Below are 23,272 nucleotides of genomic sequence, written 5' to 3'. Positions count from 1 at the left end.
CGCCCCCATCGTTCTATTAGATGGTTTTTGCAAAAGCGACAGCAACATCAGCCATACGGTTGGAGAAGCCCCACTCATTATCGTACCAGGAAAGAATACGAACGAATGTTCCATCCATAACGCGTGTTTGCTCGGTATGGAAAACCGACGAATGCGGATCATGGTTGAAATCGTGGCTGACGAGTTTTTCATCGGTATAGCCGAGGATACCCTTCAAAGGTCCATTTGCAGCAGCACGGATTTCTTCATTGATTTCTTCCGGCGTAACCGAACGCTTTGCAATAAAGGTAAAGTCGACAACCGAAACGTTCGGGGTCGGAACACGGATAGCAACGCCATCAAGCTTGCCGTCAAGTTCCGGCAAGACCAGGCCAACGGCCTTGGCAGCACCGGTAGATGTCGGAATCATCGACAAAGCGGCAGCACGTGCACGGTAAAGATCTTTGTGCAATTTATCCAAAGTCGGTTGATCGCCGGTGTAAGAGTGAATGGTTGTCATAAAGCCTTTTTCAATGCCGACAGTTTTGTTGAGAACATGGGCAACCGGAGCAAGGCAATTGGTGGTGCAAGATCCATTGGAAATGACCTTGTGCTCTTTTGTCAGCTTGTCATGATTAACGCCATAGACAACTGTCAGATCAGCGCCTTTTGACGGTGCGGAAACGATAACACGCTTGGCACCTGCATCAAGATGGGCAGCAGCTTTTTCGCGGGCGGTAAAAATACCGGTGCATTCCAAAGCAATATCAATGCCAAGTTCTTTCCATGGCAATTGTTCGGGATCACGTGCAGCCGTGACCTTGATCGGCCCGCAGCCCGCATCAATGGTATCACCGGCTACCTTTACTTCATGGGGGAAACGTCCATGGACCGAATCATAGCGCAACAGATGGGCATTTGTTTCAACAGGCCCCAGATCGTTAACTGCAACAATGTCAATATCTTTGCGACCACTTTCAATGATTGCGCGCACAACATTGCGCCCAATACGTCCAAATCCGTTGATTGCTACACGTACTGCCATATTATCTCTCCCTTTAATTGAGATATTTGAATATTAAAGCTTTGCTTCCGCCGCTGCAACGACGGCTTCGGGAGTGATCCCGAAATGTTTGTAAAGTGCGTCGATAGGACCGCTCGCACCGAAACCGGTCATCCCTATAAATACACCATCTCGGCCAATAAAACGATCCCACCCTTGTCGAATAGCTGCTTCTACAGCGATATTTACCGGAGCATTGCCTATCAATGCTGTTTTATAAGACTCTACTTGGTGCTCGAAAAGCTCAAAACAAGGGACAGATACCACTCTTGTAGGAATTCCCTTCGCTTCAAGCACTTCACGCGCCTTTACCGCAATTTCCACTTCCGAACCCGATGCAAAGATTGTGACTTTCGCATCGTCACTTGCCGTCATCAGTTCGTAAGCACCCAGTGCCGAGAGATTATCTTCTTCATAGTTTTTCCGCAAGGTCGGCAATCCTTGACGGGTCAGCGCCAAAGTGGATGGTGTCGTTTTGGATTTCAGCGCCAATTGCCAGCATTCGGCCGTTTCAACAACGTCGGCGGGACGGAAAACCAGATGATTGGGAATTGCTCTTAAACTTGCAAGATGTTCAACCGGCTGGTGGGTAGGCCCATCTTCCCCCAGACCAATCGAATCATGTGTCATGACATAAATGACACGAATTCCCATCAATGATGAAAGCCGCATCGACGGGCGGGCATAATCGGAAAAACACAAAAACGTCCCCGAATAAGGGATAATGCCGCCATAAAGCGACAAGCCGTTCATAATCGCGGCCATTGCATGTTCACGAATGCCATAATGGATATAACGACCGGAAAAATCTTCCGGCGTAATATCATTGGTCTGGCTTGTTTTGGTGTTGTTGGAGCCTGTCAAATCGGCTGATCCACCAATTGTTTCGTTGACCGCCCCGTTAATAACTTCAAGCGCCATTTGCGAGGCAACACGCGTTGCCACCTTCGGCTGCTCTGCGGCCAGCTTCTTCTTGTACTCGCTAATGACATTGTCAAAATTACCCGGAAGATCACCCCGCATCAAACGGTCGAATTCGGCACGTTGTTGCGGATCAAGTGCTTCAAGCTTCTTGTCCCATTCCTGACGTTTCTTTGCGGCGTTGAGGCCTGCAAGACGCCAGCTATCAAGAATTTCGGCAGGAACCACAAAAGGCTCGCTTTCCCAGCCCAATGCTTTGCGCGTTTCGGCAACTTCCTCTTGACCGAGAGGCGAACCGTGAACCTTGTTGGTTCCCGCTTTATGGGGAGAGCCGAAACCGATTGTTGTCCGGCACGAGATCAAAGTCGGTTTGTCGGATGATTTTGCTTTCTCGATTGCTTTGGCAATCGCATCCTGATCGTGCCCGTCAACTTTGATTGTATTCCATTGACAGGCTTCAAAGCGTGCACATTGATCGGTATTATCGGAAACGGAGATCGCACCATCAATCGAAATCTGGTTATTGTCCCAAAGGAGAATAAGCTTGTTCAGCTTCATATGACCGGCGAAAGCAATGGCTTCTTGCGAAATGCCTTCCATGAGGCAGCCGTCACCGGCAAGCACATAAGTGTAATGGTCGACCAAATCTCCCCAGCGTGCATTCATGATCCGCTCGCCAAGTGCCATACCGACAGCATTGGCTATTCCCTGCCCCAACGGACCGGTTGTCGTTTCAATACCGTTGATATGACGATATTCGGGATGACCGGCAGTTTTTGCACCAAGCTGACGAAAATTTTTTATCTCGTCAATTGTGACATCCTCGTAGCCGGACAAATACATAGCCGAATAAAGCAGCATGGAGCCATGACCTGCCGAAAGAACAAAACGGTCGCGGTTGGGCCAATTCGGCTTCTTCGGGTCATGAGCGAGAAATTTTGTATAAAGAACGGTTGCAATATCGGCAGCTCCCATCGGAAGCCCCGGATGCCCGGAATTTGCTTTCTCGATTGCATCTATAGATAGAAAACGGATAGCATTGGCCATCTGGTTCTGCTTGTCATTATTTTTCATGAGAATCGGCTACTCTTTGATCGCTATTAAATTCGGTCTAATGCTTCTTCTGACAAATATCACTTAAACGGTGTGAGTCAATAAAATCCCACTGTCACCAGCTTTGATACGGTGGATTTCTTGCCACAAAGCCGGAAGACATTTAAGAATAGCAAAAACAGGATAAAATTTACCGGAATGATTCGTTTTTAAAGTTACATTTTACAAAAAGGATCCGGAACTCGATGCCACAAGACACATCAATTCTCGATCAAGCGATCAATCGTCTGGAAAACGCTCTTAAAACGCTTGAAAATGCCGTTGTCAATGACAATAAAGATTCATATGACACCAGCGAACTCGAAGAAGAAATCCAGCGTATGAATGCAGATCGCAGCCGTCTGGCGCAAGCACTTGATACATCTGAATCACGTGCCGAACGTCTTGAACAAGCCAATAAGGAAGTATCACGCCGCCTTATTACTGCAATGGAAACGATACGCACTGTGGTTGACCGGTAAAGGGCAAATAAATATGGCAACTGTTTCAGTTACTATTGATGGCAAAACCTACCGAATGGCTTGCGACGAAGGCGAAGAAGAGCATCTCGCCGGTCTCGCCCATCAGCTTGACCAGTATATCAGCCATTTAAAGTCCAATTTCGGCGAAATCGGCGACCACCGTCTTTCTGTCATGGCCGGAATCATGGTCATGGATGAACTTGATGAAGCGCGGCGTCAGCTAAACAATCTGAAACAGGAAAACGAAACTCTACAACAAGAAAATAACCAATTGGCCGATGCTTGCCAACGTTATGAAACAGTTGCTGCCAAAGCCATTGACAGGGCAGCCAATCATATTGACGCTCTTGCCCGCCAGCTTGTCAAAAATCAATAAACCGGTCATACCGGTCTTGAGCTTTTGTGTTTGTTTCTTCAACAAGTGACATTGAAAATTGAAGAAACACATCTTTTAAAAAATTGGATGGTCCAACTTTTTAAAAATATAACAGACAAGCAACCGGTGAAATAGACAAACAACCGGTGAAATAGACAAGACCCCCCCCAAAAAAAATAAACAAGCAAACTTCTAAAGACGACAAGTAAATTCTTGACCCCACCTGAAGAAAAATTTTCGTTATTCTTTTTAAAAGATTTGGCGGTTATTCAAAAATATTTCAAGACAAGCAGAAACCGGTTCTGTTATTTTATAATCCGCTTTTGGTTTCAAGCTCTCGAATATTCTCGCTGCCATTGCGGCAGATTGTTTTTAACCGGCGGGTTCCACGCAATCGCAAGGCTTCGCATAATTGTCGGGCTCCACACAATAATCGTCAGCCTTTTTCTTCATATGATCCGTGATGCTATGCCCCGATACCAAGCGCCCTGTTCCGCCCGCTTCATGTCCTGAGATTTCTCTATCTTCGTCTTGCGCTCGTGAACCACATGAAGACAGCAAGCCTGATCGTTCACCACAAGCTTACACTCTGCGACGGAACAGGCTTTTCGGCTTCCGCCGCAGAGTTGATATTCATCAAGAAATTGACGCAGACAGATTATCTGCGTTTACCATCTTCCTTGGCGACATAGGCAATGCGCAACATATTGGTTGCACCCGGTGTTCCGAGTGGCACGCCGGCCGTTACGATAATTCTGTCGCCGGGAACGCTATAGCCTTCCCGCAGTGCAATGGCAGCGGCTCTTTCGACCATATCGTCAAGATTGTGAGCGTCTTCCGTGACAACACAATGAAGCCCCCAGACAAGGGCAAGACGCCGTGCCGTTTCGGTAATGGGTGAAAGAGCAATGATGGATGGTATCGGCCGTTCACGGGATGCGCGTATACCTGTTGCACCGGAGGCCGTATAAGCAACAATAGCCGAAAGATTGAGCGTTTCGGCAATCTGCCTTGCGGCGAGCGAAATTGCATCGGCGCCGGTTGGTTCGGGTGCAGGATGTTGGGCGTCGATCATCGGTTCATAATTGGAATCCCGTTCGATCTTGCAAGCAATTTTATCCATCGTACGTACAGCTTCTTCCGGATAAGCACCGGCAGCCGATTCAGCCGAAAGCATAATGGCATCGGCCCCCTCATAAACGGCCGTTGCAACATCGGAAACTTCTGCACGGGTGGGAACAGGTGCAGTAATCATGGATTCAAGCATTTGCGTTGCGACGACGACCGGCTTGCCAGCGCGTCGGCACAATTTGATAATATCCATCTGGATACCGGGCACGGCTTCCAACGGCATTTCGACACCAAGATCACCACGCGCCACCATAACCGCGTCGGATAAATCGACAATTTCGTTGATTCTGCGAACGGCTTGCGGCTTTTCGATTTTTGAAAGAATCGCCACTTTTCCTTTGGAAATTTTACGCGCTTCGGCAATATCTTCAGGACGCTGGATAAAGGAAAGCGCAATCCAGTCAATCGGCTGTTCAAGAACCGCCAGAAGATCTTTATGGTCTTTTTCGGTCATTGCGCCGACACCGAGCAGTGTGTCGGGCAGACTTACCCCTTTACGGTCGGAAATATGGTTTCCCGCCACAACCTTACATTCAATGGATTCATGTGTACATTTTTGAGCAAGAAGCTGGAGCTTTCCATCATCAATGAGCAGGCGTTCACCGGGCTTGACGGCGTCGAAAATTTCCTTATGGGGCAGATAGACGCGCGTATTATCACCCGGAATATCCTTATTATCGAGCGTGAAAGTTTGTCCGACAACAAGATCGACTTTACCTTTTGCAAATTCTCCCACACGTAATTTCGGCCCCTGCAAATCGGCTAGAATGCCGATTGGCCGCCCCTGCTTTTTCTCGATATTGCGAATGATTTTTACGAGAGAGCGCATTGTGTCATGATCGGCATGACTCATATTGATACGAAAAACGTCAACTCCCGCTAAAAAAAGCTTTTCAATCATGTTTTCGTCAGACGATGCAGGTCCGAGCGTAGCAACAATCTTTACTTTACGGTTACGTTTCATTTTGTGGGAGCTCCTGTAACAAGCGGCGTATTTAACGCCGGATTATTGGATACAGGCTCGGTTAGCTGAACCATCCAGCTTGTTTGTGTGCCTGTATCGATTTCCTGAAAACCGGCTTTTTGAAAGCCGCGTGCAAAACAGTCATTGACGCCATTAATGGTAAATTCGGAATCCTTCACACACATATTGATAGGTCCATCCCAGCGCCCGTGATTTTTAGCGTCTTCCGCATGAAGATAATAAAAGCGCGAGGTTAAAGGCCCATCAATAATCGTCTTGCAACGTGTCGGACCGACAACCCACCACCCTTCGGACATCCAGCCGACTTTTGCACGGTATCCGATGGAAACGCCGATAACCTCCTGGGTCGTGTTACAGACACGAAAATCTGCCTGAGCTGCGTTTAGAAAGGTGAACGCAAACATGCCACCGAAGAGTATAATCCGAGTCTTTTTCAACAACATTCCTGGCACCTTCGGTTTTATTTCGTCCCGACCGCTGTTCTTTTGCACTTGAATTGTGTTTTGTGTAGTTTCTCAAACTTTGTCAATGTCAGAGGTTTTCAAAACATATCATATTATAAAGTGATGATAAAAAAATGAAACAGAAAGAAATTTTCCATCCCTTCAAAGAAATCGCCGGCAATATGCAAGCAGGGCTCGCACTCATTTGCGATCATGCAAGCAGCGATCTGCCGGTCGAATATGGTTCGCTGGGGCTTGATCCTGCCGAATTCAAAAGACACATCGCTTATGATATAGGTGCACAATTATTGACCGAGGAACTGGCCAAACGCCTTGAAGCCCCCGCCGTCATCAGCCATTTTTCAAGATTGTTGATCGACCCCAATCGCGGGGAACATGACCCGACACTTATCATGCAACTATCCGACGGTTCGGTAATTCCGCATAATTATCCACTTGATGAGGCTGAAAGGAAACGCCGCATCGACAATTATTATACGCCTTACGACAAGGCAATCGGAAGGCTCATCGCCAATGTCGGGGAAGCAAGCGGAAACAGCCCTTTTGTTGTTTCTGTCCATTCGTTTACACCTGTCTGGCGGGGCAAAGCCCGCCCATGGCATATCGGCCTTTTATGGGATAGCGACAGGCGCGTATTCGATCCGCTTTTTGAAGGGTTGAACAAAATCGGACATATCAAGGTCGGTGATAACGAACCTTATGATGGAGCGCTGAAGGGTGACACAATGTATCGCCATTGTACAAAAAAAGGCATCGCCCATATATTGATCGAAGTCCGGCAGGATTTGATAGCGGGTGAAGAGGGTGTGCGGGAATGGGCAAATTATCTCGAACCGCTCTTCAGGAAAATAAATGAAATGCGGGAGATTCACATGAAACAACTTCATCCCTCGCGTGCAGACAATTGACGTTTACGTTTGCGTTAGAAAATTTTACGACTTTCCAACAGGCGTGAAAAAAAGGAACCTGCATCTTGACTCAAGGGGTCGGACTCGGACATCAACAGGAAACTGAACGATCGACTGAACGACTCGTTTCAACACGATTTATCTGGAGGCCATTTCCATGAGTGAAGTGACAGACGAAAAACAAGCAGTGGCTGTTGGCCAATTACGGTCTTTTATCGAACGTATCGAACGTCTCGAAGAAGAAAAGAAAACAATTTCCGACGACATCAAAGAGGTTTATGCCGAGCTTAAAGGAAGTGGTTTTGACAGCAAGGCGGTGCGCACAATCATCCGTTTGCGTAAAAAAGAAGACCACGAGCGGCAGGAAGAAGAAGCTATGATCCAGCTCTATAAAGATGCGCTTGGCATGAGCTGATTTTTGAATTTTCTGAAAACTCTAAAGCCTTCCCTTTCGGGAAGGCTTTTTTGTTTATTATCTATTTTCTTTTATGATTGCGGCCTTTCCTTGCGCCACCGGTTATTTATCGGGTTCCGGTCACCCGCCAACTAAAAACCAACGCGAAACCGGTAGAAAACCGACACAAACCCGACCGACACGAAATTCACCTGAAGCTGAAACCTACAGCCTTTTAAACAAAGCTATTTTTCAAGTTCTTCTTTCAGCATTTCAAGCTCCAGCCATTCATTTTCCTTTGTTTCAAGGTCTTTGCGTTTTTGTTCGAGAAGGTGCGAAAGTTCCTCGAACCTTTTGGCATTTTTTGTATAGAGGTCGGGATCGGAAAACTCTTTTTCCATCTGCGTTATGTCGCGATGAAGACCATCAATTTCCGAAGGCAATTTTTCCAAAGCGTATTTCTGTTTATAGGATAGCTTCTGTTTTGTTTCCCGTTTCACCTGTTCAACTGCGCCAGACGTTTGCGACGAGGACGGTTTCACACCTTTCTTCTGTTCGATTTCCCGACCTTTTCGTTGCGCTATCATATCGCTATAGCCACCGGCATATTCGAGCCAGCGACCGTTACCTTCAGGGGCGATAATGCTGGTAACCGTACGATCAAGAAAATCGCGATCGTGGCTGACAAGCAAAACAGTTCCCGGAAAATTGCTGACAAGTTCCTGCAAAAGATCGAGTGTTTCCATATCAAGGTCATTTGTAGGTTCGTCGAGTATCAAAAGATTTGCAGGACGTGACAAGACGCGCGCCAGCATAAGCCGTGCTCTTTCACCGCCCGACAATTCCTTGATCGGTGTGCGCGCCTGTTCAGGTGAAAACAGAAAATCTTTCATATAGGAGACAACATGACGTTGCTCACCATTGACGATAACACTGTCGCCGCGCCCGTCGGTCAAATAATGGGCGAGCGTTTCATTTTCATCAAGCGAGCGTTTTTGATCGAGCGTGGCAATTTCGAGATTGACGCCGAGTTTTACAGTTCCGCTATCGGGTGTCAAAACCCCGCTCAACATAGACAACAATGTTGTTTTACCAATGCCGTTGGGTCCAACCAGTCCGATACGGTCACCGCGATGGATGCGGGTGGAAAAATGATCGACAAGCACATGTTCGCCGTAAGCCTTGCTGATATTTTTGGCTTCGATCACCAGTTTTCCGGATTCCTGTGAATCGCTCAACTCCATAACGGCATTGCCTTGCGGCCCGCGATAGTTCTTGTATTTCTGCCGCAGTTTCTGCAATTCATCAAGACGACGCACATTGCGTTTGCGCCGCGCTGTAACACCGTAACGCAACCAATGCTCTTCACGCACAATCTGGCGGCCGAGTTTTTGTTGCTCGATTTCTTCTTCTTCAAGAAGCTTGTCACGCCATTCCTCGAAAAAAGCAAAGCCTTTACCAAGGCGCTTTGTTTCGCCCCGATCAAGCCAGATTGTCGATTGCGAGACATTTTCCAGAAAACGGCGATCATGCGAAATCAATACAATGCTTGAACGTATCGTTTTGAGTTCACCTTCGAGCCATTCGATTGTCGTGAGATCAAGATGGTTGGTCGGCTCGTCAAGAAGCAAAATATCGGGAGCGGGGGCAATGACGCGCGCCAATGCGGCGCGGCGTGCTTCACCGCCGGAAAGCTGGTCGGGTTTTTCTTCTCCGCTCAATCCCAGATGATCGAGCATATAGCTGACACGGTGGACATCATCCAAAGGCCCCAGTCCGGCCTCGACATAGGCACGCACATTTTTAAAACCCTCAAGATCAGGCACTTGGGGCAAATAGCGGATTGTTGCCGAGGGGTGCCGGAAAATCTCGCCATCTGTCGGTTCGACAAGACCGGCTGCAATTTTCAAAAGCGTTGATTTACCCGACCCGTTACGACCAACAAGCGCAATACGATCGCCATTCGACACCGATAGCGCGGCATCGGTCAGCAATGGTGTACCGCCAAAGGTAAGTGAAATATGATCGAGACGTAAAAGAGGAGGCGCCATTATGATTCCATTCTGCTATTTAAGAGATTAATAGCAAAATATAACGTTTAAACACATAAAATAAAAAAGGGTCAGCAAACCGACCCCTTTCAATTGTAAAACCTTGAAAAACTTATTGATATTGGTTGCAAGGTGCCTGGTACATCTGCCCATAGGCATCGCGATAATTACAATATTGAACGCCGTTACGCTTGGTTGCAACGCCAACCAGAGTACCCGCTGCCGCACCGATTGCAGCCCCTCTTAATGCTCCCTTGCCATTGCCCTTGATAGCGCCGCCTGCCAATGCACCCAGAGCTGCACCACCAACGCCATAACCGGCGGTACGTTGTTCATTCGGGGAACAGGCGACAGTTGCAAGTCCCAACGCCGAAACCATGGCAATTACAGAAATACGTTTAAACATGTCGTCACTCTTTCTCTTTTTGATATTTTTGATACTGTGTCGTAATAATAAGGCAAAACCAAGATAAAGTTAAAACTATCACTCACCTCATCCTGATTAATAAATATGGATAGGCCGCATTTTTTCCACCAACCTTGCAGTTAAAATTCGTCACACTTCAGGAAGTGTAGCCAACAACAGCGCCCGCCCCGTGGAAAGATGCAATTGAAGCTTGCCATTTACCTCGTTTGAAAGGGTCAATGATGAACCAAAGGGCACATTTTTCTCGAAAAGCGGCCATCTCGCTCCCTCGATTGTAAGACCACCGAGGTCATCAAAGCCGATAAGACTGAAAATTGTACCAACAGGAAAATCGAATGTATAATGTCCGGGAAGAATGGCATAACCTTCCTCGTTGCCGCTTGTTAAGAGAACGTCAATGCCCTTTTTTTTCATCGCCAATGCATGAGCAAAGTGGAAAAAAGCATGATCGGAACGTTTGCCCCCCAATGCGCCACATAAAATAATGCGTTCGGCTCCCCGTTCCAAAGCAAAATCAATCGCAAGTTCGCCATCTGTCTTGTCTTTAGCAACAGGAAATGACCGCTGCTCTATAGTATTGTATTTCAGTTTCAATCCGGATCCGGTTGAATCAAAATCACCCACCCATAATTCGGGTTTGACATGAAGAGCTTCAATATAACGTATTGCACCATCTGCAACGATGACATTGCTCTTGCCAATCTGGCTGATGAGCCGCCCGGTCACCTGAAGATGTCCATCAAGAACGATCGTATAGCTTTTCATAACCACTCCGATTTCCGGTTTTTACGTAGATTTCGCATTTTAATTTTCCAATCGGCATCTATTTGATTGTTCTGAGGTTAGCTATATGTCACAAGAATTGAAATCTATCCGTTCTATTATAGGGGAAATTTTGAAAAAGCCTGTTAGCTTCAAAGTTTTTCAGCCTTATAGTGTACTTTTATCAGTTTGCCTGCAATGAGGGTCAAGCACCAGTTACAATGAGTAAACGCAGAAAAGATAACTCTATCAAGCCGCTTTTGTTGCAGCGCGATGATAATCGTGCCGCGAAAGCCGCCGGTTTTGTCTTTTTTTTAGGTTTCGTTTTTTTTCCGTTAACTGGCTGCCAGCTTGTCGATTACAATAAGCCCGACGGCGGTCTTATGCCTTCGGGCGCTCCTGTCACTGTCGACAAAGTGAGCAAGGGCGATTCTCTTGCGCAATTGGGAGCCTCCCAACACCCGCGGATTTTACAAACCTATGGCGGTGAATATAGCGATCCGAAACTGGAGCGAATGGTTGCAAAAATTGTCGGAAGGCTCACAGCCGTCTCCGACAACCCCGATCAGACCTACAGAATTACAATTTTGAACTCGCCCAATGTCAACGCTTTTGCGCTTCCCGGTGGCTATGTCTATGTCACACGCGGTCTTCTCGCACTTGCCAATGATTCATCGGAAGTAGCCGCCGTTCTTGCCCATGAAATGGCACATGTCACCGCCAATCATGGTATTTTACGCCAGCAAAAAGAAGCCGAGGTGGAGCTTACAAATCAGGTTGTCAGTGAAGTTCTGGAAGATCATTCGGCCGAACGTGAAACAGCCATTCGCGGGAAACTGCGCCTTGCACAATTTTCGCGCAATCAGGAATTGCAGGCGGATGCAATCGGTATAAAAATGTTAGGGCGAGCAGGTTATGATCCGTTTGCGTCGCCACGTTTCCTCCAATCTATGGAAGCTTACGCCGCTTTTCGTAATGTTTCGGGTGCAACCGACGCAACACTCGACTTTCTGGCAAGTCACCCGTCAACGCCCCAACGTATCCAGCTTGCAACCGATCAGGCACGCAAAGTGGGGGCTCCCGGTGTCGGCAAAACCGACCGCGACGATTTTCTCAACGGTATTGACGGAATGATTTTCGGAGATACTGCCGATGAAGGATATATTCGCGGCAACCAGTTCATTCACCCCAAATTGGGGATTACCTTTTCTGTTCCGCAGAATTTCACGATTGATAATTCGTCAAATGCTGTTATTGCGAGCGGCAATAATGACATCGCGATACGCTTTGACGGAGTCGCATTACCGCGCGGTTTAACGCCGGTTGACTATATAAAAAGCGGTTGGGTAAGCGGTCTTGATGCGTCCACTATCCGGCCTCTTACCATTAACGGTCTGGAAGCTGCCCGTGCCCATGCTGCCAATGATCGTTGGCAGTTCGATGTTGTCGTGATTTTCGTCAAAGATCGCGTATACAGATTTTTGACGGCAGCCCAGAAAAACTCGACAGAACTTGATAGTATCGCAACTTCTACAACTTCGACTTTCAAAACCTTGTCGTCGCGCGAAATTTCCGCGCTCAAACCTTTGCGTATTCGTGTCATCAACGTCCGTTCGGGTGACACCGTCGCATCTCTTGCCACACACATGCAAGGCACCAACGCAAAAGAGAAACTGTTGCGCATTATCAATGCACTCTCGCCGACTACAAATTTATCGGCCGGCGACAGGGTCAAGATTATTTCGGAATAATTCCGGATGTTCGGATATAAATCTTTTAATCAATAAGCCCATTGCGGACTTGAGGTGAAAGAAACTGTCAACCAGCGGTCGGGGCCTGCATGACCTATTTTATTGCCAATTTCGGAACGGATTTTATCAAGCTCCTCCACCTCGGCAATTTTATAATGCTCCGGCAAAATGAGGTGAATTTCTATCATGGTCGATCGCCCCACCTTGGCCAGATAGTTCTGGGAGCCGACAAAGCCATATTTTTCCACGATTGCATCGACAACGGTATTAACATGTTCATCAAGATCAACCGGCGTTATCATGAGGATGTCGCGCATGGCACGCAAAACGGTTTTCACCGGCATTGGCAACATTATCAGCGCAATAAAAGCCAGAACAACCGGATCGATATAAGGCAGGATCCACTCATAATCTGTACCCTCTATAAGGGTGGCAAAGCTGAAAGCAAATAAAAGTGCCAAGCCTATGCCGCCCGACACAATCCAGCTTTTCGCATCAATCGTTATAAAAGCCGATTTTAGACGGCGATTGAAATAATGTTCGTAAAATGCCATGCCGAAGCACAGAAAAACTGCAAAAGTCGAAAACCAGATGGCGGCATCGAAATGCGGCAGTTTGCCACCGTTCAATATCTTTCCCGTCGCCTCGAACAAAGCGTAAATAATGGCAACCATCAAAGACAAACCGTTAATTGCCAGAAGCATAGGTTCAAGATGCCAGAAACCGTATTGGAACCGCTCGATAAATTTTGGCGCTTTACGGCTGCGGCGATTGACATCAATCTCGATCAGACGAACGACCAGAAGCGCGGCAATGCTGAACAGACAATCAATCGACGAATACATTCCGTCGAAAATAATTGAAGAAGCTCCCGTCAGAATTCCGGTAATAACCGCAGCAACGGCCAGAACAATGGTTGCAAGAATGGAATAGGCAAGTATTTTTTGTTCAAGATGGGCGTTTCTGTCGAACGGTGACAAACGTAATTCTCCTGGCCGATTGTTCCGGCCAATTCTTCCAAAGCGATAGTGTCAGGTATTAGCTTGACTGCTCAAGATCGCTCAAGAAGACTTTACGCACTCGTTCAGCGATCAAACCTGATAGGCATCCGCACTATTAACAGAAAGAAGATAATTTCGCAATTTTTCCATGGCGCGCGCTTCGATCTGGCGTACGCGTTCTTTGGAAATGCCCATTTTTTCACCCAGTGCCTCAAGGGTTGCACCGTCATCATTCAACCGGCGGAAACGGATGATTTGTAGCTCCCTGTCGTTCAAAATCTGCAAAGCGTCATTGAGCCATTTGGAACGCCGATCACCGTCAATTTCATCTTCGACCAACGCATCTTGCAAAGGATGTTCATCAACGAGCGAATCCATCTTGCTACCGGAATTTTCGTCATCGGCAATCATCGGTGCACTCAAGGAATTATCGGTCGTTGAAAAACGGAAATCCATGGTTTCAACATCGCCAACCGAAACACCCAACTGTTCAGCAATGTTACGGAAAATATCCTGTTTGGTGAGCGTTCTATCCTCAGTGGCGAGTTTTATGCGCAAACGACGCAAATTGAAGAAAAGTGCCTTTTGTGCGGAACTTGTACCGCCGCGCACAATCGACCAATTCCGTAAAATATAATCTTGTATAGACGCTCTGATCCACCAGGTTGCATAGGTGGAAAAACGAACTTCGCGTTCAGGGTCAAAACGTGCAGCAGCTTCCAGCAGACCAACATATCCTTCCTGAACAAGATCACCTAAAGGCAATTTGAAATGTTTGAACCTTCCGGCAATCGAAATGACAAGCCGCATATGGGAAACTGCAATCTTGTGCATTGCGACACTGTCCTGCTCATCGCGCCAACGCAATGCCAGAGAATGTTCGTCATTCCTTTCAAGATAGGGAGCGCGCATTGCCGAACGCATCATGTTACGGCCAAGTGTATTGTCTGTTCCCGCAGTAAAATTTGTGATTAGTTGCGTTGACGTTGAGATGCCGGCCATGATTTGCCCCTCAGAAAATTTGTTGGTACACAAAAGCGACACATTCTGTGTTTCTTTCAGGCACACAACGCCCACCGAGGAACTTGGTTCCATAAAAAAACAATCAAAAGTTTAAAAAAATCAACTTTCGGTATTTTTTTTCACAATCATTCCGTGTTGAATTGATAAATGTAAACGGTTGCAAATAAAAAACCCGCTTTGAAAAGCGGGCTTTTAGAAAACTTGATTAACGAGTGGAATGTCTCTTCTTGACTTCAGTCATGCAGCAACATTTTCACTATCTTCGCCATCTATATCAATGTCGATGTCGCTATCACCTTCGGCATCTGTTTTTGCACTACGCTTCGGGCTTTTTGCCAAATTGATTTCAATTGCGCGAACAGCTTCGGTTTCCGAAATTTTATTGACGACAGCAATTTCCCGCGCCATCCGGTCAAGTGCGGCTTCATAAAGCTGACGCTCGGAATAGGATTGTTCGGGCTGGTTATCCGCACGGAAAAGATCACGGACAACTTCCGCAATCGAAATCAAATCACCGGAATTGATTTTTGCATCATATTCCTGTGCACGACGCGACCACATGGTACGCTTGATACGGGCGCGCCCTTGTAACACTTTCAATGCACGGTCGACAAAATCTGTTTCAGACAATTTGCGCATGCCAATCGAAATAGCTTTGGCAACCGGCACTTTGACATGCATCTTGTCTTTTTCAAAATGGATAACAAAGAGTTCAAGTTTAAGGCCGGCAACTTCCTGTTCTTCAATAGCAACAATCTGGCCGACACCGTGGGCAGGATAAACGATGTATTCTTGAGCCTTGAACCCCTGACGAGCCGGGGATTTTTTCTTGGGGGATGACATATTCTTAACCAACTCCATTTGTGCTCGGCATTGTTGCCGACAAACACAGGTTGAAGGCTCTGCAAATAAAGAGCCATATCCGACCCCCGAATTTTATGAACGTTCCTTTTGATTTAACTGGCGCAAAACAGTTTCATGCATTTGCAAAGATAGTTTCATGCATTTGCAAAGCAAATGCGACTGTAAATCCATCAACCTCTACACAATCCGACTGGACGCGACAAACCCATCCACTAGAAAGTGCGAACTATGCCAGATTAAAACACCTTTCGATGAGAAAAAGAAACGTCAACGACATCCGGTTATCGGCTTAACGGAAAGACGATAACACAAAAAACCGTCGAAATCAATCATCGGCCAGTCAAGTTCAACTGATTATATATCTAATCACCGGTTCCCGGTTTTGGCGAGAAGTATTTCTCCAGTTTTCCGGTAACACCATCCATTTCGGTTGCTTCGGGAAGCTGGTCCTTTTTGACGGTTATATTTGGCCATTTAGCCGAATATTCCATGTTGAGTTCAAGCCATTTTTCAAGTCCGGGTTCGGTATCAGGCTTGATTGCTTCCGCCGGACATTCCGGTTCACATACACCACAATCAATACATTCATCAGGGTGGATAACAAGCATGTTCTCCCCCTCATAGAAACAGTCGACCGGGCATACTTCAACGCAGTCAGTATATTTGCAGCGAATGCAATTGTCGGTCACAACATAGGTCATTTTTCAATCTCCAGTGTTCACGTCAAGCGCATTCCGACAAAAGCCTGTCACACTTTTAAACGGAAATGAAACGATAACAGCAATGAGTTAACGTTTTTGACGGTCGGTTTCAACCCCGCATATGCACCAATATGTTCACATTTCCTGTTTTAGAAAGCGCAACAAATGTCGTCTGTCACGCTTTGTCGGTCGTGGCCCCGAAGAAATGACATTTTCCTGTCTGTCTGTCGGACTTACTTCCGGCGTCAAATCTTCATAAAGCAATCTGGCTTCAGGAGCCGGCCCCCTACGCACTCCAAGCCCTGCAACTTTATAGACAACAACCGACCGCTCCAGACGAATAGTCAAAACATCTCCGACTTTTATGGAATAGCTCGACTTGTCAATCTTTACACAATTAACCCTGACCTTGCTGCCCTCGATCAGTTTGGCAGCAAGGCTACGCGTTTTGACCGTCCGCGAAAAAAACAACCACTTGTCCAGGCGCTGTTTAGGGACGGCCTCTTCAATCATTTTTTCAATTGGTCACGCAAGGCAGCCAGTTTTGCAAACGGCGAATCAGGATCAACCGGTTTTGACTGTGCCTTCGGTTTATGTTGTCTGTAGGAAGCATCGGCTTTCGGATTATTAAACGACGAATTTTTGCGCGGGCGTTGCTTGTCACGCCGTGGCTCGCCTGTTTTTTCTGCCCCTTCACCCGGCTTTTGCCCCGATTTTTCGCCCGACTTTTCGCCCGACTTTTCAAAGCGCTGTTCGGAACGCTTTTTCCTGTCATTGTTAGACCTTGACGGACGATAATCATGGCGCCCCTGATAATGCCAAAGCAAAACAGGTTTTTCCTCTTCTTCCGTCGTCTTTTTGGTAAAATGCGGCCCTACCGGTTCGGCATCCGGTATTTTTGATTCCGGCTTTGACGGTGTTTTCTGAAGAGCGGCTGCGTTTATAAAATCGCCAACCGGTTCGGCAGGACGCACATTTGCGGCAACCGGCTTTGTTTCTTCTGTCGAAGCCTGATCGAATTCCTTGAGTTTCGCCAAAACTTCGGCTTTGTCTTTTTTATCGAACCGATAGCCGAGACTTTTGAGAATTTCTTCCATATCTTCGGCCGTTGCGCCAAGAATGGACATCATTGCCGGAGTAACCAGAAACTGGCGGCCATCATAAGCACCGTCCGGACGCGAACCGCTTCCCGGTTTCCAGTTTACTGCATTGCGAATGAGATCGGCGAGACGTTCAAGAATATCGACGCGGACAGCGCGCCGACCAAGAATGCGGTAACCGGCAAGCTGGTAAAAGGTGGGGTTGAAAGCCGGGTCGACAACAACCGATGTCCGGCCGGCTGCAAGCACCTGCAAAACATCGCCATAGCCCGGCAAATCCCTTGCATGATTTTTCAATGCCCATAAAAGCGTGATTGCTTGTGCCGGTGCAGGTTTCAGCATCATTGGCAGAAAAATATGAAAAGCACCGAACCGCGTACCAAGACGGCGCAGGGCAGCGCGTGAAATCTGGTCAAGGCTTTTGACTTCTTCGGCAACGTCACGACGCGGCAAAACGCCCAGATGTTCTACCAGACGGAATGCCAGTCCCCGTGTCATACCAACCAGCGCATCCGCATTGATAAGGTCAAAAAGCGGCTTCAATGCTGTTTCAAAATGGAAACTGACAAAACGGTCTACCCGCTCGGCGACTTTTTCTCGTGCCTGTCCTGTCAATTGTTCGTCGGCAAGAAGGACCGCGCGCGGCTTTAAAATATCGTCGGTTGCAGCAAGACTTGCCAAAGGTTGGCCAATCCAGCGAACCACACCGTCCGAACCGATCGCAAAATCGCCATTGGCCGAAGCAGCCAACCGGTCTGCTTTTTTTTCAAATTCCACAGCCAATATTTTATCCGCAGCAGCTCTTAGAGCTTTTGCATCGGCACCTTCGCCATTAACATCGGCAATAAAACGAAACCCATCAAGTTTTCCAACATGATGTCCTTCAACAAGAACATCGCCAGTTTGAACTATTTCGGCATCCATCATCACATTCTCTCTAAGCCGCCTCATAAGTACGCTTGTTCTGCGGTCTACAAATCGTTTCGTCAACCTCTCATGTAGCGCATCTGACAATCTATCTTCAATTTCTCGCGTCTTTTCTTGCCAGTGTTGCGGATTGGTAAGCCATCCGGGTCGATGTGACACGAATGTCCAGGTTCTAATCTGTGCAATCCGATGCGATAAAGTGTCAATATTGCCATCGACTCGATCAGCTTGGGAAACCTGTTCGGCCAAATAGTTTTCATTAACACTGCCGCGTTTTACAAGATCACGATAGATGTTGGCAATAATTTCTGCGTGTTGTGCCGGTGCTATTTTGCGATAATCGGGAAGCGCACATGCGTCCCATAACAAGGAAACGCGTTCCGGACGGTCGGCAAGGCGGATAATGTCATAATCGCGCGACAAATTATCAAGAGCTTGAACATCCACCGCCGGTAGTGCACGGGCAAGCCCTTCCAGAGGCGCGGCCGTTTCCAGCGATTTTCTCAAGCTGTCAAGCGTTGAAAAATCCAGACTTTCGCTTCGCCACTGGAGAACTTTGACCGGATCAAAATGATGTGATTCGATTCTCTCTACCAAATCTTTGTCCAAATCCGCGATTCGGCCGGTTACGCCGAAGGTCCCGTCACGCATGTGACGACCGGCACGTCCTGCAATTTGTGCCATTTCTGCTGCTGTCAAATCGCGAAACTGGTAGCCATCGAATTTTCTTGTCTGCGCAAAAGCGACGTGGTCGACATCAAGATTAAGCCCCATACCGATTGCATCGGTCGCAACCAGAAAATCCACATCCCCCGATTGATAAAGAGCAACTTGTGCATTTCTTGTGCGTGGCGACAGCGCCCCCATGACCACCGCTGCCCCGCCGCGCTGCCGTTTGATAAGTTCGGCAATAGAATAAACATCATCGGCCGAAAAGGCGACGATTGCCGTGCGACTCGGCAAACGGGTCAACTTTTTTGAACCGGCATAAAGCAATTGGGAAAAACGCGGACGACTGATAACATTCAGACCGGGCAAAAGCTTTTGCAAAATCCCTTGCATCGTCGAAGCGCCCAACAACATTGTTTCCTGAGTGCCGCGCAAATGTAAAATCCGGTCGGTAAAAATGTGGCCACGAGCCAGATCGCCGGCAAGTTGCACTTCATCAATGGCAACAAAAGCTGCTTTGGTTTCCCGCGGCAAAGCTTCCACAGTACAAACCGAATAAGGTGCACCAAGAGGAATAATCTTTTCCTCTCCGGTAATGAGAGAAACGCGGTCAGGGCCAATTTTTTCGCTGATACGATTATAAACTTCACGTGCAAGAAGTCGTAACGGTAAGCCGATCAATCCGCTATCATGAGCGAGCATCCGCTCGATTGCCAAATGGGTTTTGCCAGTATTTGTCGGCCCCAGAACGGCTGTTACATCACGCCCCGAAAGGATAAAAGGGGCTTTGGCCATCATCTACTCCAAATAATCAGTTTTGCCGGTTTGACCGCCAAAACATGCCTTAACGCCCTGTCAAACGATAAGCAAGCTTTACCATTTACAAGACATTAACCAACATTCTTAACCTCTGGAACACTACCGGAACGAATCGGCGACGAATCACCGACATTAGCATGTTCCTGCTATGTTCTTACAACATACTGTGTCGTTACAGAGGAGAGAAACCAAAATATAGCAATAAGGTCAAGGCGTAATCTAAAAAACCGGCTATTTGCTATTAACCATATATCGGACACCCGACGCGATATTCAATTGTCATAAAAATCTGGGCGACAAGAAAAATTCCGGCAAATCGGAAAGCGGCCGGTTCACTTCTTTACACCGTTTCCTTTGTGTCGTGCCAATAATCAGGTTCCCATCACCGTTTTTACGAATACATTCCCGAAACAGAAAATAGAATTTTGCTGCAGGCTCTTTGAACATCCCTGTTCGGAAAATAAAAATATAAAGTTTTTTGATTGTTACTTTTCGATCGGCCGGATTGGCAGTTATCGTTCACATGGTCAAACGGGCAGAAAAACCATATTGTGGCATTGAAAATGCGCACTTTACCTGAAACTTCACAAATTAAAAACGGAACAGAAAATTATTTGGCCTGAGACCGGACAAAGGAATCAGTTAATTAAATCGGCCGCTCCGGTTTCAAAAATAGCCGGACTTCAAGCATCGGGGGCGTGAATCTTATTGGCAACCGGTTGGTCGATCATATTTTACAAAACGGGTAACCCGAAATCTCGCGAAACCGACTCACCGAAAACGCTAAAAAAAGCAAAAATGATTTCTGACATAAAAAAACCGGCCAACAGACCGGTTTTTCTTTAAATTCAAAAAGACTTCAGTCTTTCGGTGTCAGAACCTGACGACCACGATACATACCGGTCTTCAGATCGATATGATGCGGGCGGCGAAGCTCGCCGGAAGTCTTGTCTTCAACATAGGTCGGAGCCTTGAGGGCATCGGCAGAACGACGCATACCGCGCTTTGACGGTGTCGTTTTTCGTTTAGGTACAGCCATGGAATTATACTCCAAATTTGCTTAAAACGTATCTGCCACCATAACCCGAAGCTATATCGGCAGACAAAATTATAGAAGGTTTGGCGTGCCTATACACTGATTATCAGGCTTTGACCAGACTGAAATCAGCATTTTTTATGAAATAGGCCGATATTGTGTCTCTTACAGGCTAAAAATTTCAAAATAAACAGTCGGGCTGAAATATTTTAAAATTGTTCCGGTCGATTTGCGATATAAAACCCGAACCGGTTTTTAACACGTGCCCGACACGCTTCCGCTTCGCTCACTGCTTGCAAATTCTTTCCGTTAACGTTGATGCCACCCCATTTTCGTGAGGCATGGCTTATTCCCGCAGACATTGCGTATAAGCACCCGATTGTCGCAAGCGCCTTTCAATGAGCCGTTCAAGCCTTGTAAGATTGACCGAAGGACGTGCGGGATTGCGCAGTTTCGGATTGGGCAATGTTACCGCAAGATAGGCAGCCTGCCGTGGATTGAGGCTTTTTGCCGAACGTTTGAAAAAATGTCGGGAGGCAGCTTCTGCACCATAAATTCCCGGCCCCCATTCGGCAATATTGAGATATATTTCCATAATGCGCCGTTTGGACAAAACAGCATCGGCAACTGTTGCATAAGGAATTTCCAGACCTTTTCTGAGATAAGACCGGTCATGCCACAAAAACAGGTTTTTCACCATTTGCATAGTAATGGTCGAAGCCCCTCTATTAGGCCCACCATTACGAGAAATAACTGTTTTCAATGCGCCCCAGTCAACGCCATTATGGAAACAGAATTGCCCGTCTTCCGACATCATAACCGCATAAACAAGATGAGGAGAAATATCTTCAATAGAAGTCCATTCGCGTTCATAAGGTGTGAAAGTGATTTTATCACGCAACATCAAAGTAGAAACAGGATGAATAAAAGGCAATTTATAAAGAAGCAGCATGAAAAACGGCAAAACCAGCAAAAACACCAATAGGTAAAGCGCCACGCGCAGTTTTCCTGAACGCTTTCTATGGAAACGAACTTGCGGGCTTTGGCTTTCAGACAACAATTATTCCTCGTTTAATAAACAACCTTCGTTTATATCAATATTGTCTCGTTTATAAGCATTGACGGCGACGTTTGAATGTTTCATGTGCATCTTGCAAAGAATAGAGGAATACTCAATGGAAGATTTTACCAATTTACTTGCCAGAAATGCCCGCCAGATTGGTGAAATGCTGGACGCGAAACTCTCTAACCATATCGAGTCGGGAGAGATTGCCCGTCCGCCACGCCTTCTCGCCGCAATGCGCCATGGCGTTTTGAATGGTGGCAAGAGATTGCGGCCTTTTCTTGTTATCGAGACAGCGCGACTTTTTGATGCCAATATCGAAGCAGCACAATGCGTTGGCGCAGCACTTGAAGCAATCCATTGTTATTCACTGATACATGACGATTTACCGGCCATGGATAATGATGATTTGCGGCGCGGCAAGCCTACCGTCCATAAAGCATTCGACGAAGCAACGGCCATTCTTGCCGGCGACGCATTATTGACAATTGCTTTCGATTTTCTCTCCGATGACAAATTGGAGCTTGATGCAAAAATCCGGCTTCAACTGATAAATGGTCTTGCCCGCAGTGCCGGTCTTGGCGGCATGGTTGGCGGGCAAGTACTCGACCTCGAAGCGGAGACGAATAAACCTGATGAAAGCGGCATTATCACATTGGAAGCCATGAAAACCGGCGCACTTATTCGCTATGCATGTGAAGCGGGTGCTATTCTTTCCAATGCAACACGTGAAGACCGCGAAAGACTTTCCGAATTCGGCGCGGCAATCGGCTTGGCCTTCCAGCTTGCCGATGATGTTCTTGATGTGACTGCCGATACCGAAGCTCTCGGCAAGACCGCCGGTAAAGACATAGCCGCCAATAAAGCAACTTTGGTAGCCTTACACGGTGTCGAATGGGCAAAACACCAACTGGAAGGCCTGATGGAACAGGCTGATAACTTGCTTGAACCATTCGGTAACAAAGCCGATATTTTAAGGGCGACTGCAAGATTTGTCATAGAGCGGAAAAATTAAGGGGGGAGCGGAAAAATCGACAGGAAAACCGAACAATTGACGGGGGTGAAAAAACCGGCAGGAAAGGAACGATTGACGACAAAAAATCCGTCAAAAAGACATTCGTCGAATGCACACGATTTGTCATTCTAAACGCTAAAATGCCGGCTAAACGCTAAAAAGTCGGCTAAATGCTAAAAAGTCGGCCAAACGCTAAAAAGTCGGATGTTTTGAAAACGCACAATTTGCCACTATGCCCCTCTTTAAAACCGAAGACTTTGGAAAATAT

Annotated in this window: 21 protein-coding genes and 1 pseudogene; 6 read left to right on the top strand and 16 right to left on the bottom strand. The window is 47.0% G+C overall.

Features of this window, described 5'->3' with window-relative positions:
- Positions 1 to 16: 16 nt before the first annotated feature.
- Together gap and tkt are read right to left on the bottom strand one after the other, a co-directional pair.
- The gene (gene gap, locus H3S94_RS04965) at positions 17 to 1,024 is read right to left on the bottom strand and encodes a type I glyceraldehyde-3-phosphate dehydrogenase (protein ID WP_077994016.1); all 1,008 of its coding nucleotides are present in this window, start codon (positions 1,022 to 1,024) and stop codon (positions 17 to 19) included.
- Positions 1,025 to 1,057: 33 nt separating this feature from the next.
- Entirely contained in the window at positions 1,058 to 3,037 is a 1,980-nt protein-coding gene (gene tkt / locus H3S94_RS04960) for a transketolase (RefSeq protein ID WP_077994017.1), read from the bottom strand.
- A 224-nt stretch (positions 3,038 to 3,261) separates the two neighbouring features.
- On the opposite strand from tkt, the gene H3S94_RS04955 reads away from it, so the two are divergent.
- Together H3S94_RS04955 and H3S94_RS04950 are read left to right on the top strand one after the other, a co-directional pair.
- The gene (locus H3S94_RS04955) at positions 3,262 to 3,537 is read left to right on the top strand and encodes a DUF4164 domain-containing protein (protein WP_075869331.1); all 276 of its coding nucleotides are present in this window, start codon (positions 3,262 to 3,264) and stop codon (positions 3,535 to 3,537) included.
- A 13-nt stretch (positions 3,538 to 3,550) separates the two neighbouring features.
- Positions 3,551 to 3,913 (top strand): cell division protein ZapA, encoded by a 363-nt coding sequence (locus H3S94_RS04950; protein ID WP_077994019.1) that lies wholly within the window; start codon positions 3,551 to 3,553, stop codon positions 3,911 to 3,913.
- Between the two features lie 658 nt (positions 3,914 to 4,571).
- Here the strand turns inward: H3S94_RS04950 and pyk are convergent.
- On the bottom strand, positions 4,572 to 6,008 hold the full coding sequence (gene pyk / locus H3S94_RS04945; protein ID WP_077994020.1) for a pyruvate kinase: 1,437 nt from the start codon (positions 6,006 to 6,008) through the stop codon (positions 4,572 to 4,574).
- Positions 6,005 to 6,472: a DUF1036 domain-containing protein gene (locus H3S94_RS04940; protein ID WP_077994022.1), complete on the bottom strand. Its 468-nt coding sequence runs from the start codon at positions 6,470 to 6,472 to the stop codon at positions 6,005 to 6,007. Before H3S94_RS04940 ends, pyk begins: the two co-directional genes overlap by 4 nt.
- Positions 6,473 to 6,606: 134 nt before the next feature.
- Here H3S94_RS04940 and H3S94_RS04935 point away from each other — a divergent pair, with 134 nt between their 5' ends.
- Both H3S94_RS04935 and H3S94_RS04930 read left to right on the top strand, forming a co-directional pair.
- Positions 6,607 to 7,401, top strand: coding sequence for an N-formylglutamate amidohydrolase (locus tag H3S94_RS04935; RefSeq protein WP_198240420.1), 795 nt, complete (start codon positions 6,607 to 6,609; stop codon positions 7,399 to 7,401).
- Between the two features lie 157 nt (positions 7,402 to 7,558).
- Positions 7,559 to 7,816, top strand: a complete 258-nt coding sequence (locus H3S94_RS04930) for a DUF2312 domain-containing protein (RefSeq protein ID WP_075869337.1) — start codon at positions 7,559 to 7,561, stop codon at positions 7,814 to 7,816.
- 224 nt (positions 7,817 to 8,040) lie between these two features.
- On the opposite strand, the gene H3S94_RS12095 is transcribed toward H3S94_RS04930, so the two are convergent.
- The 4 genes and pseudogenes from H3S94_RS12095 to H3S94_RS04915 form a co-directional block, all read right to left on the bottom strand.
- On the bottom strand, positions 8,041 to 8,382 hold the full coding sequence (locus H3S94_RS12095) for a hypothetical protein (RefSeq protein WP_370541000.1): 342 nt from the start codon (positions 8,380 to 8,382) through the stop codon (positions 8,041 to 8,043).
- Positions 8,361 to 9,846 (bottom strand): annotated as a pseudogene (locus tag H3S94_RS04925) (ABC-F family ATP-binding cassette domain-containing protein); the annotation flags it as partial. The pseudogene H3S94_RS04925 and the gene H3S94_RS12095, both read right to left, overlap by 22 nt.
- 112 nt (positions 9,847 to 9,958) lie before the next feature.
- On the bottom strand, positions 9,959 to 10,252 hold the full coding sequence (locus H3S94_RS04920) for a glycine zipper 2TM domain-containing protein (protein WP_075869339.1): 294 nt from the start codon (positions 10,250 to 10,252) through the stop codon (positions 9,959 to 9,961).
- A gap of 150 nt (positions 10,253 to 10,402) precedes the next feature.
- Positions 10,403 to 11,038 (bottom strand): thiamine diphosphokinase, encoded by a 636-nt coding sequence (locus H3S94_RS04915; protein ID WP_077994026.1) that lies wholly within the window; start codon positions 11,036 to 11,038, stop codon positions 10,403 to 10,405.
- Between the two features lie 380 nt (positions 11,039 to 11,418).
- Between H3S94_RS04915 and H3S94_RS04910 the strand changes: the two genes are divergently transcribed.
- Entirely contained in the window at positions 11,419 to 12,786 is a 1,368-nt protein-coding gene (locus tag H3S94_RS04910; protein WP_225868199.1) for a M48 family metalloprotease, read from the top strand.
- A gap of 29 nt (positions 12,787 to 12,815) precedes the next feature.
- Here H3S94_RS04910 and H3S94_RS04905 read toward each other — a convergent pair whose 3' ends face one another.
- The 8 genes from H3S94_RS04905 to mtgA all read right to left on the bottom strand — a co-directional run bounded on the left by H3S94_RS04905 (position 12,816) and on the right by mtgA (position 21,983).
- Entirely contained in the window at positions 12,816 to 13,766 is a 951-nt protein-coding gene (locus H3S94_RS04905; RefSeq protein WP_077994028.1) for a cation diffusion facilitator family transporter, read from the bottom strand.
- A 111-nt stretch (positions 13,767 to 13,877) separates the two neighbouring features.
- Complete coding sequence (locus tag H3S94_RS04900) at positions 13,878 to 14,789, bottom strand: RNA polymerase factor sigma-32 (RefSeq protein WP_077994697.1); 912 nt, start codon at positions 14,787 to 14,789, stop codon at positions 13,878 to 13,880.
- A gap of 258 nt (positions 14,790 to 15,047) precedes the next feature.
- Positions 15,048 to 15,653 (bottom strand): CarD family transcriptional regulator, encoded by a 606-nt coding sequence (locus tag H3S94_RS04895; protein WP_077994029.1) that lies wholly within the window; start codon positions 15,651 to 15,653, stop codon positions 15,048 to 15,050.
- Between the two features lie 383 nt (positions 15,654 to 16,036).
- Positions 16,037 to 16,375, bottom strand: a complete 339-nt coding sequence (fdxA, locus tag H3S94_RS04890) for a ferredoxin FdxA (RefSeq protein WP_075869344.1) — start codon at positions 16,373 to 16,375, stop codon at positions 16,037 to 16,039.
- Between the two features lie 135 nt (positions 16,376 to 16,510).
- The gene (locus tag H3S94_RS04885; RefSeq protein WP_198240418.1) at positions 16,511 to 16,888 is read right to left on the bottom strand and encodes an RNA-binding S4 domain-containing protein; all 378 of its coding nucleotides are present in this window, start codon (positions 16,886 to 16,888) and stop codon (positions 16,511 to 16,513) included.
- Positions 16,885 to 19,866: a DEAD/DEAH box helicase gene (locus H3S94_RS04880; RefSeq protein ID WP_198240500.1), complete on the bottom strand. Its 2,982-nt coding sequence runs from the start codon at positions 19,864 to 19,866 to the stop codon at positions 16,885 to 16,887. The genes H3S94_RS04885 and H3S94_RS04880 overlap by 4 nt, the downstream gene beginning before the upstream one ends.
- Positions 19,867 to 20,749: 883 nt before the next feature.
- On the bottom strand, positions 20,750 to 20,929 hold the full coding sequence (gene rpmF, locus H3S94_RS04875; RefSeq protein ID WP_075869347.1) for a 50S ribosomal protein L32: 180 nt from the start codon (positions 20,927 to 20,929) through the stop codon (positions 20,750 to 20,752).
- Positions 20,930 to 21,272: 343 nt separating this feature from the next.
- The gene (gene mtgA, locus H3S94_RS04870; RefSeq protein WP_246786404.1) at positions 21,273 to 21,983 is read right to left on the bottom strand and encodes a monofunctional biosynthetic peptidoglycan transglycosylase; all 711 of its coding nucleotides are present in this window, start codon (positions 21,981 to 21,983) and stop codon (positions 21,273 to 21,275) included.
- Between the two features lie 118 nt (positions 21,984 to 22,101).
- On the opposite strand from mtgA, the gene H3S94_RS04865 reads away from it, so the two are divergent.
- Entirely contained in the window at positions 22,102 to 23,004 is a 903-nt protein-coding gene (locus H3S94_RS04865; protein ID WP_198240417.1) for a polyprenyl synthetase family protein, read from the top strand.
- Positions 23,005 to 23,272: the final 268 nt, after the last annotated feature.

The organism is Bartonella sp. B10834G3 (genome assembly GCF_016102505.1).
In the GTDB taxonomy this organism is placed as follows: Bacteria; Pseudomonadota; Alphaproteobacteria; order Rhizobiales; family Rhizobiaceae; genus Bartonella; species Bartonella choladocola.
This window is presented reverse-complemented; position numbering and strand designations above follow the sequence as displayed.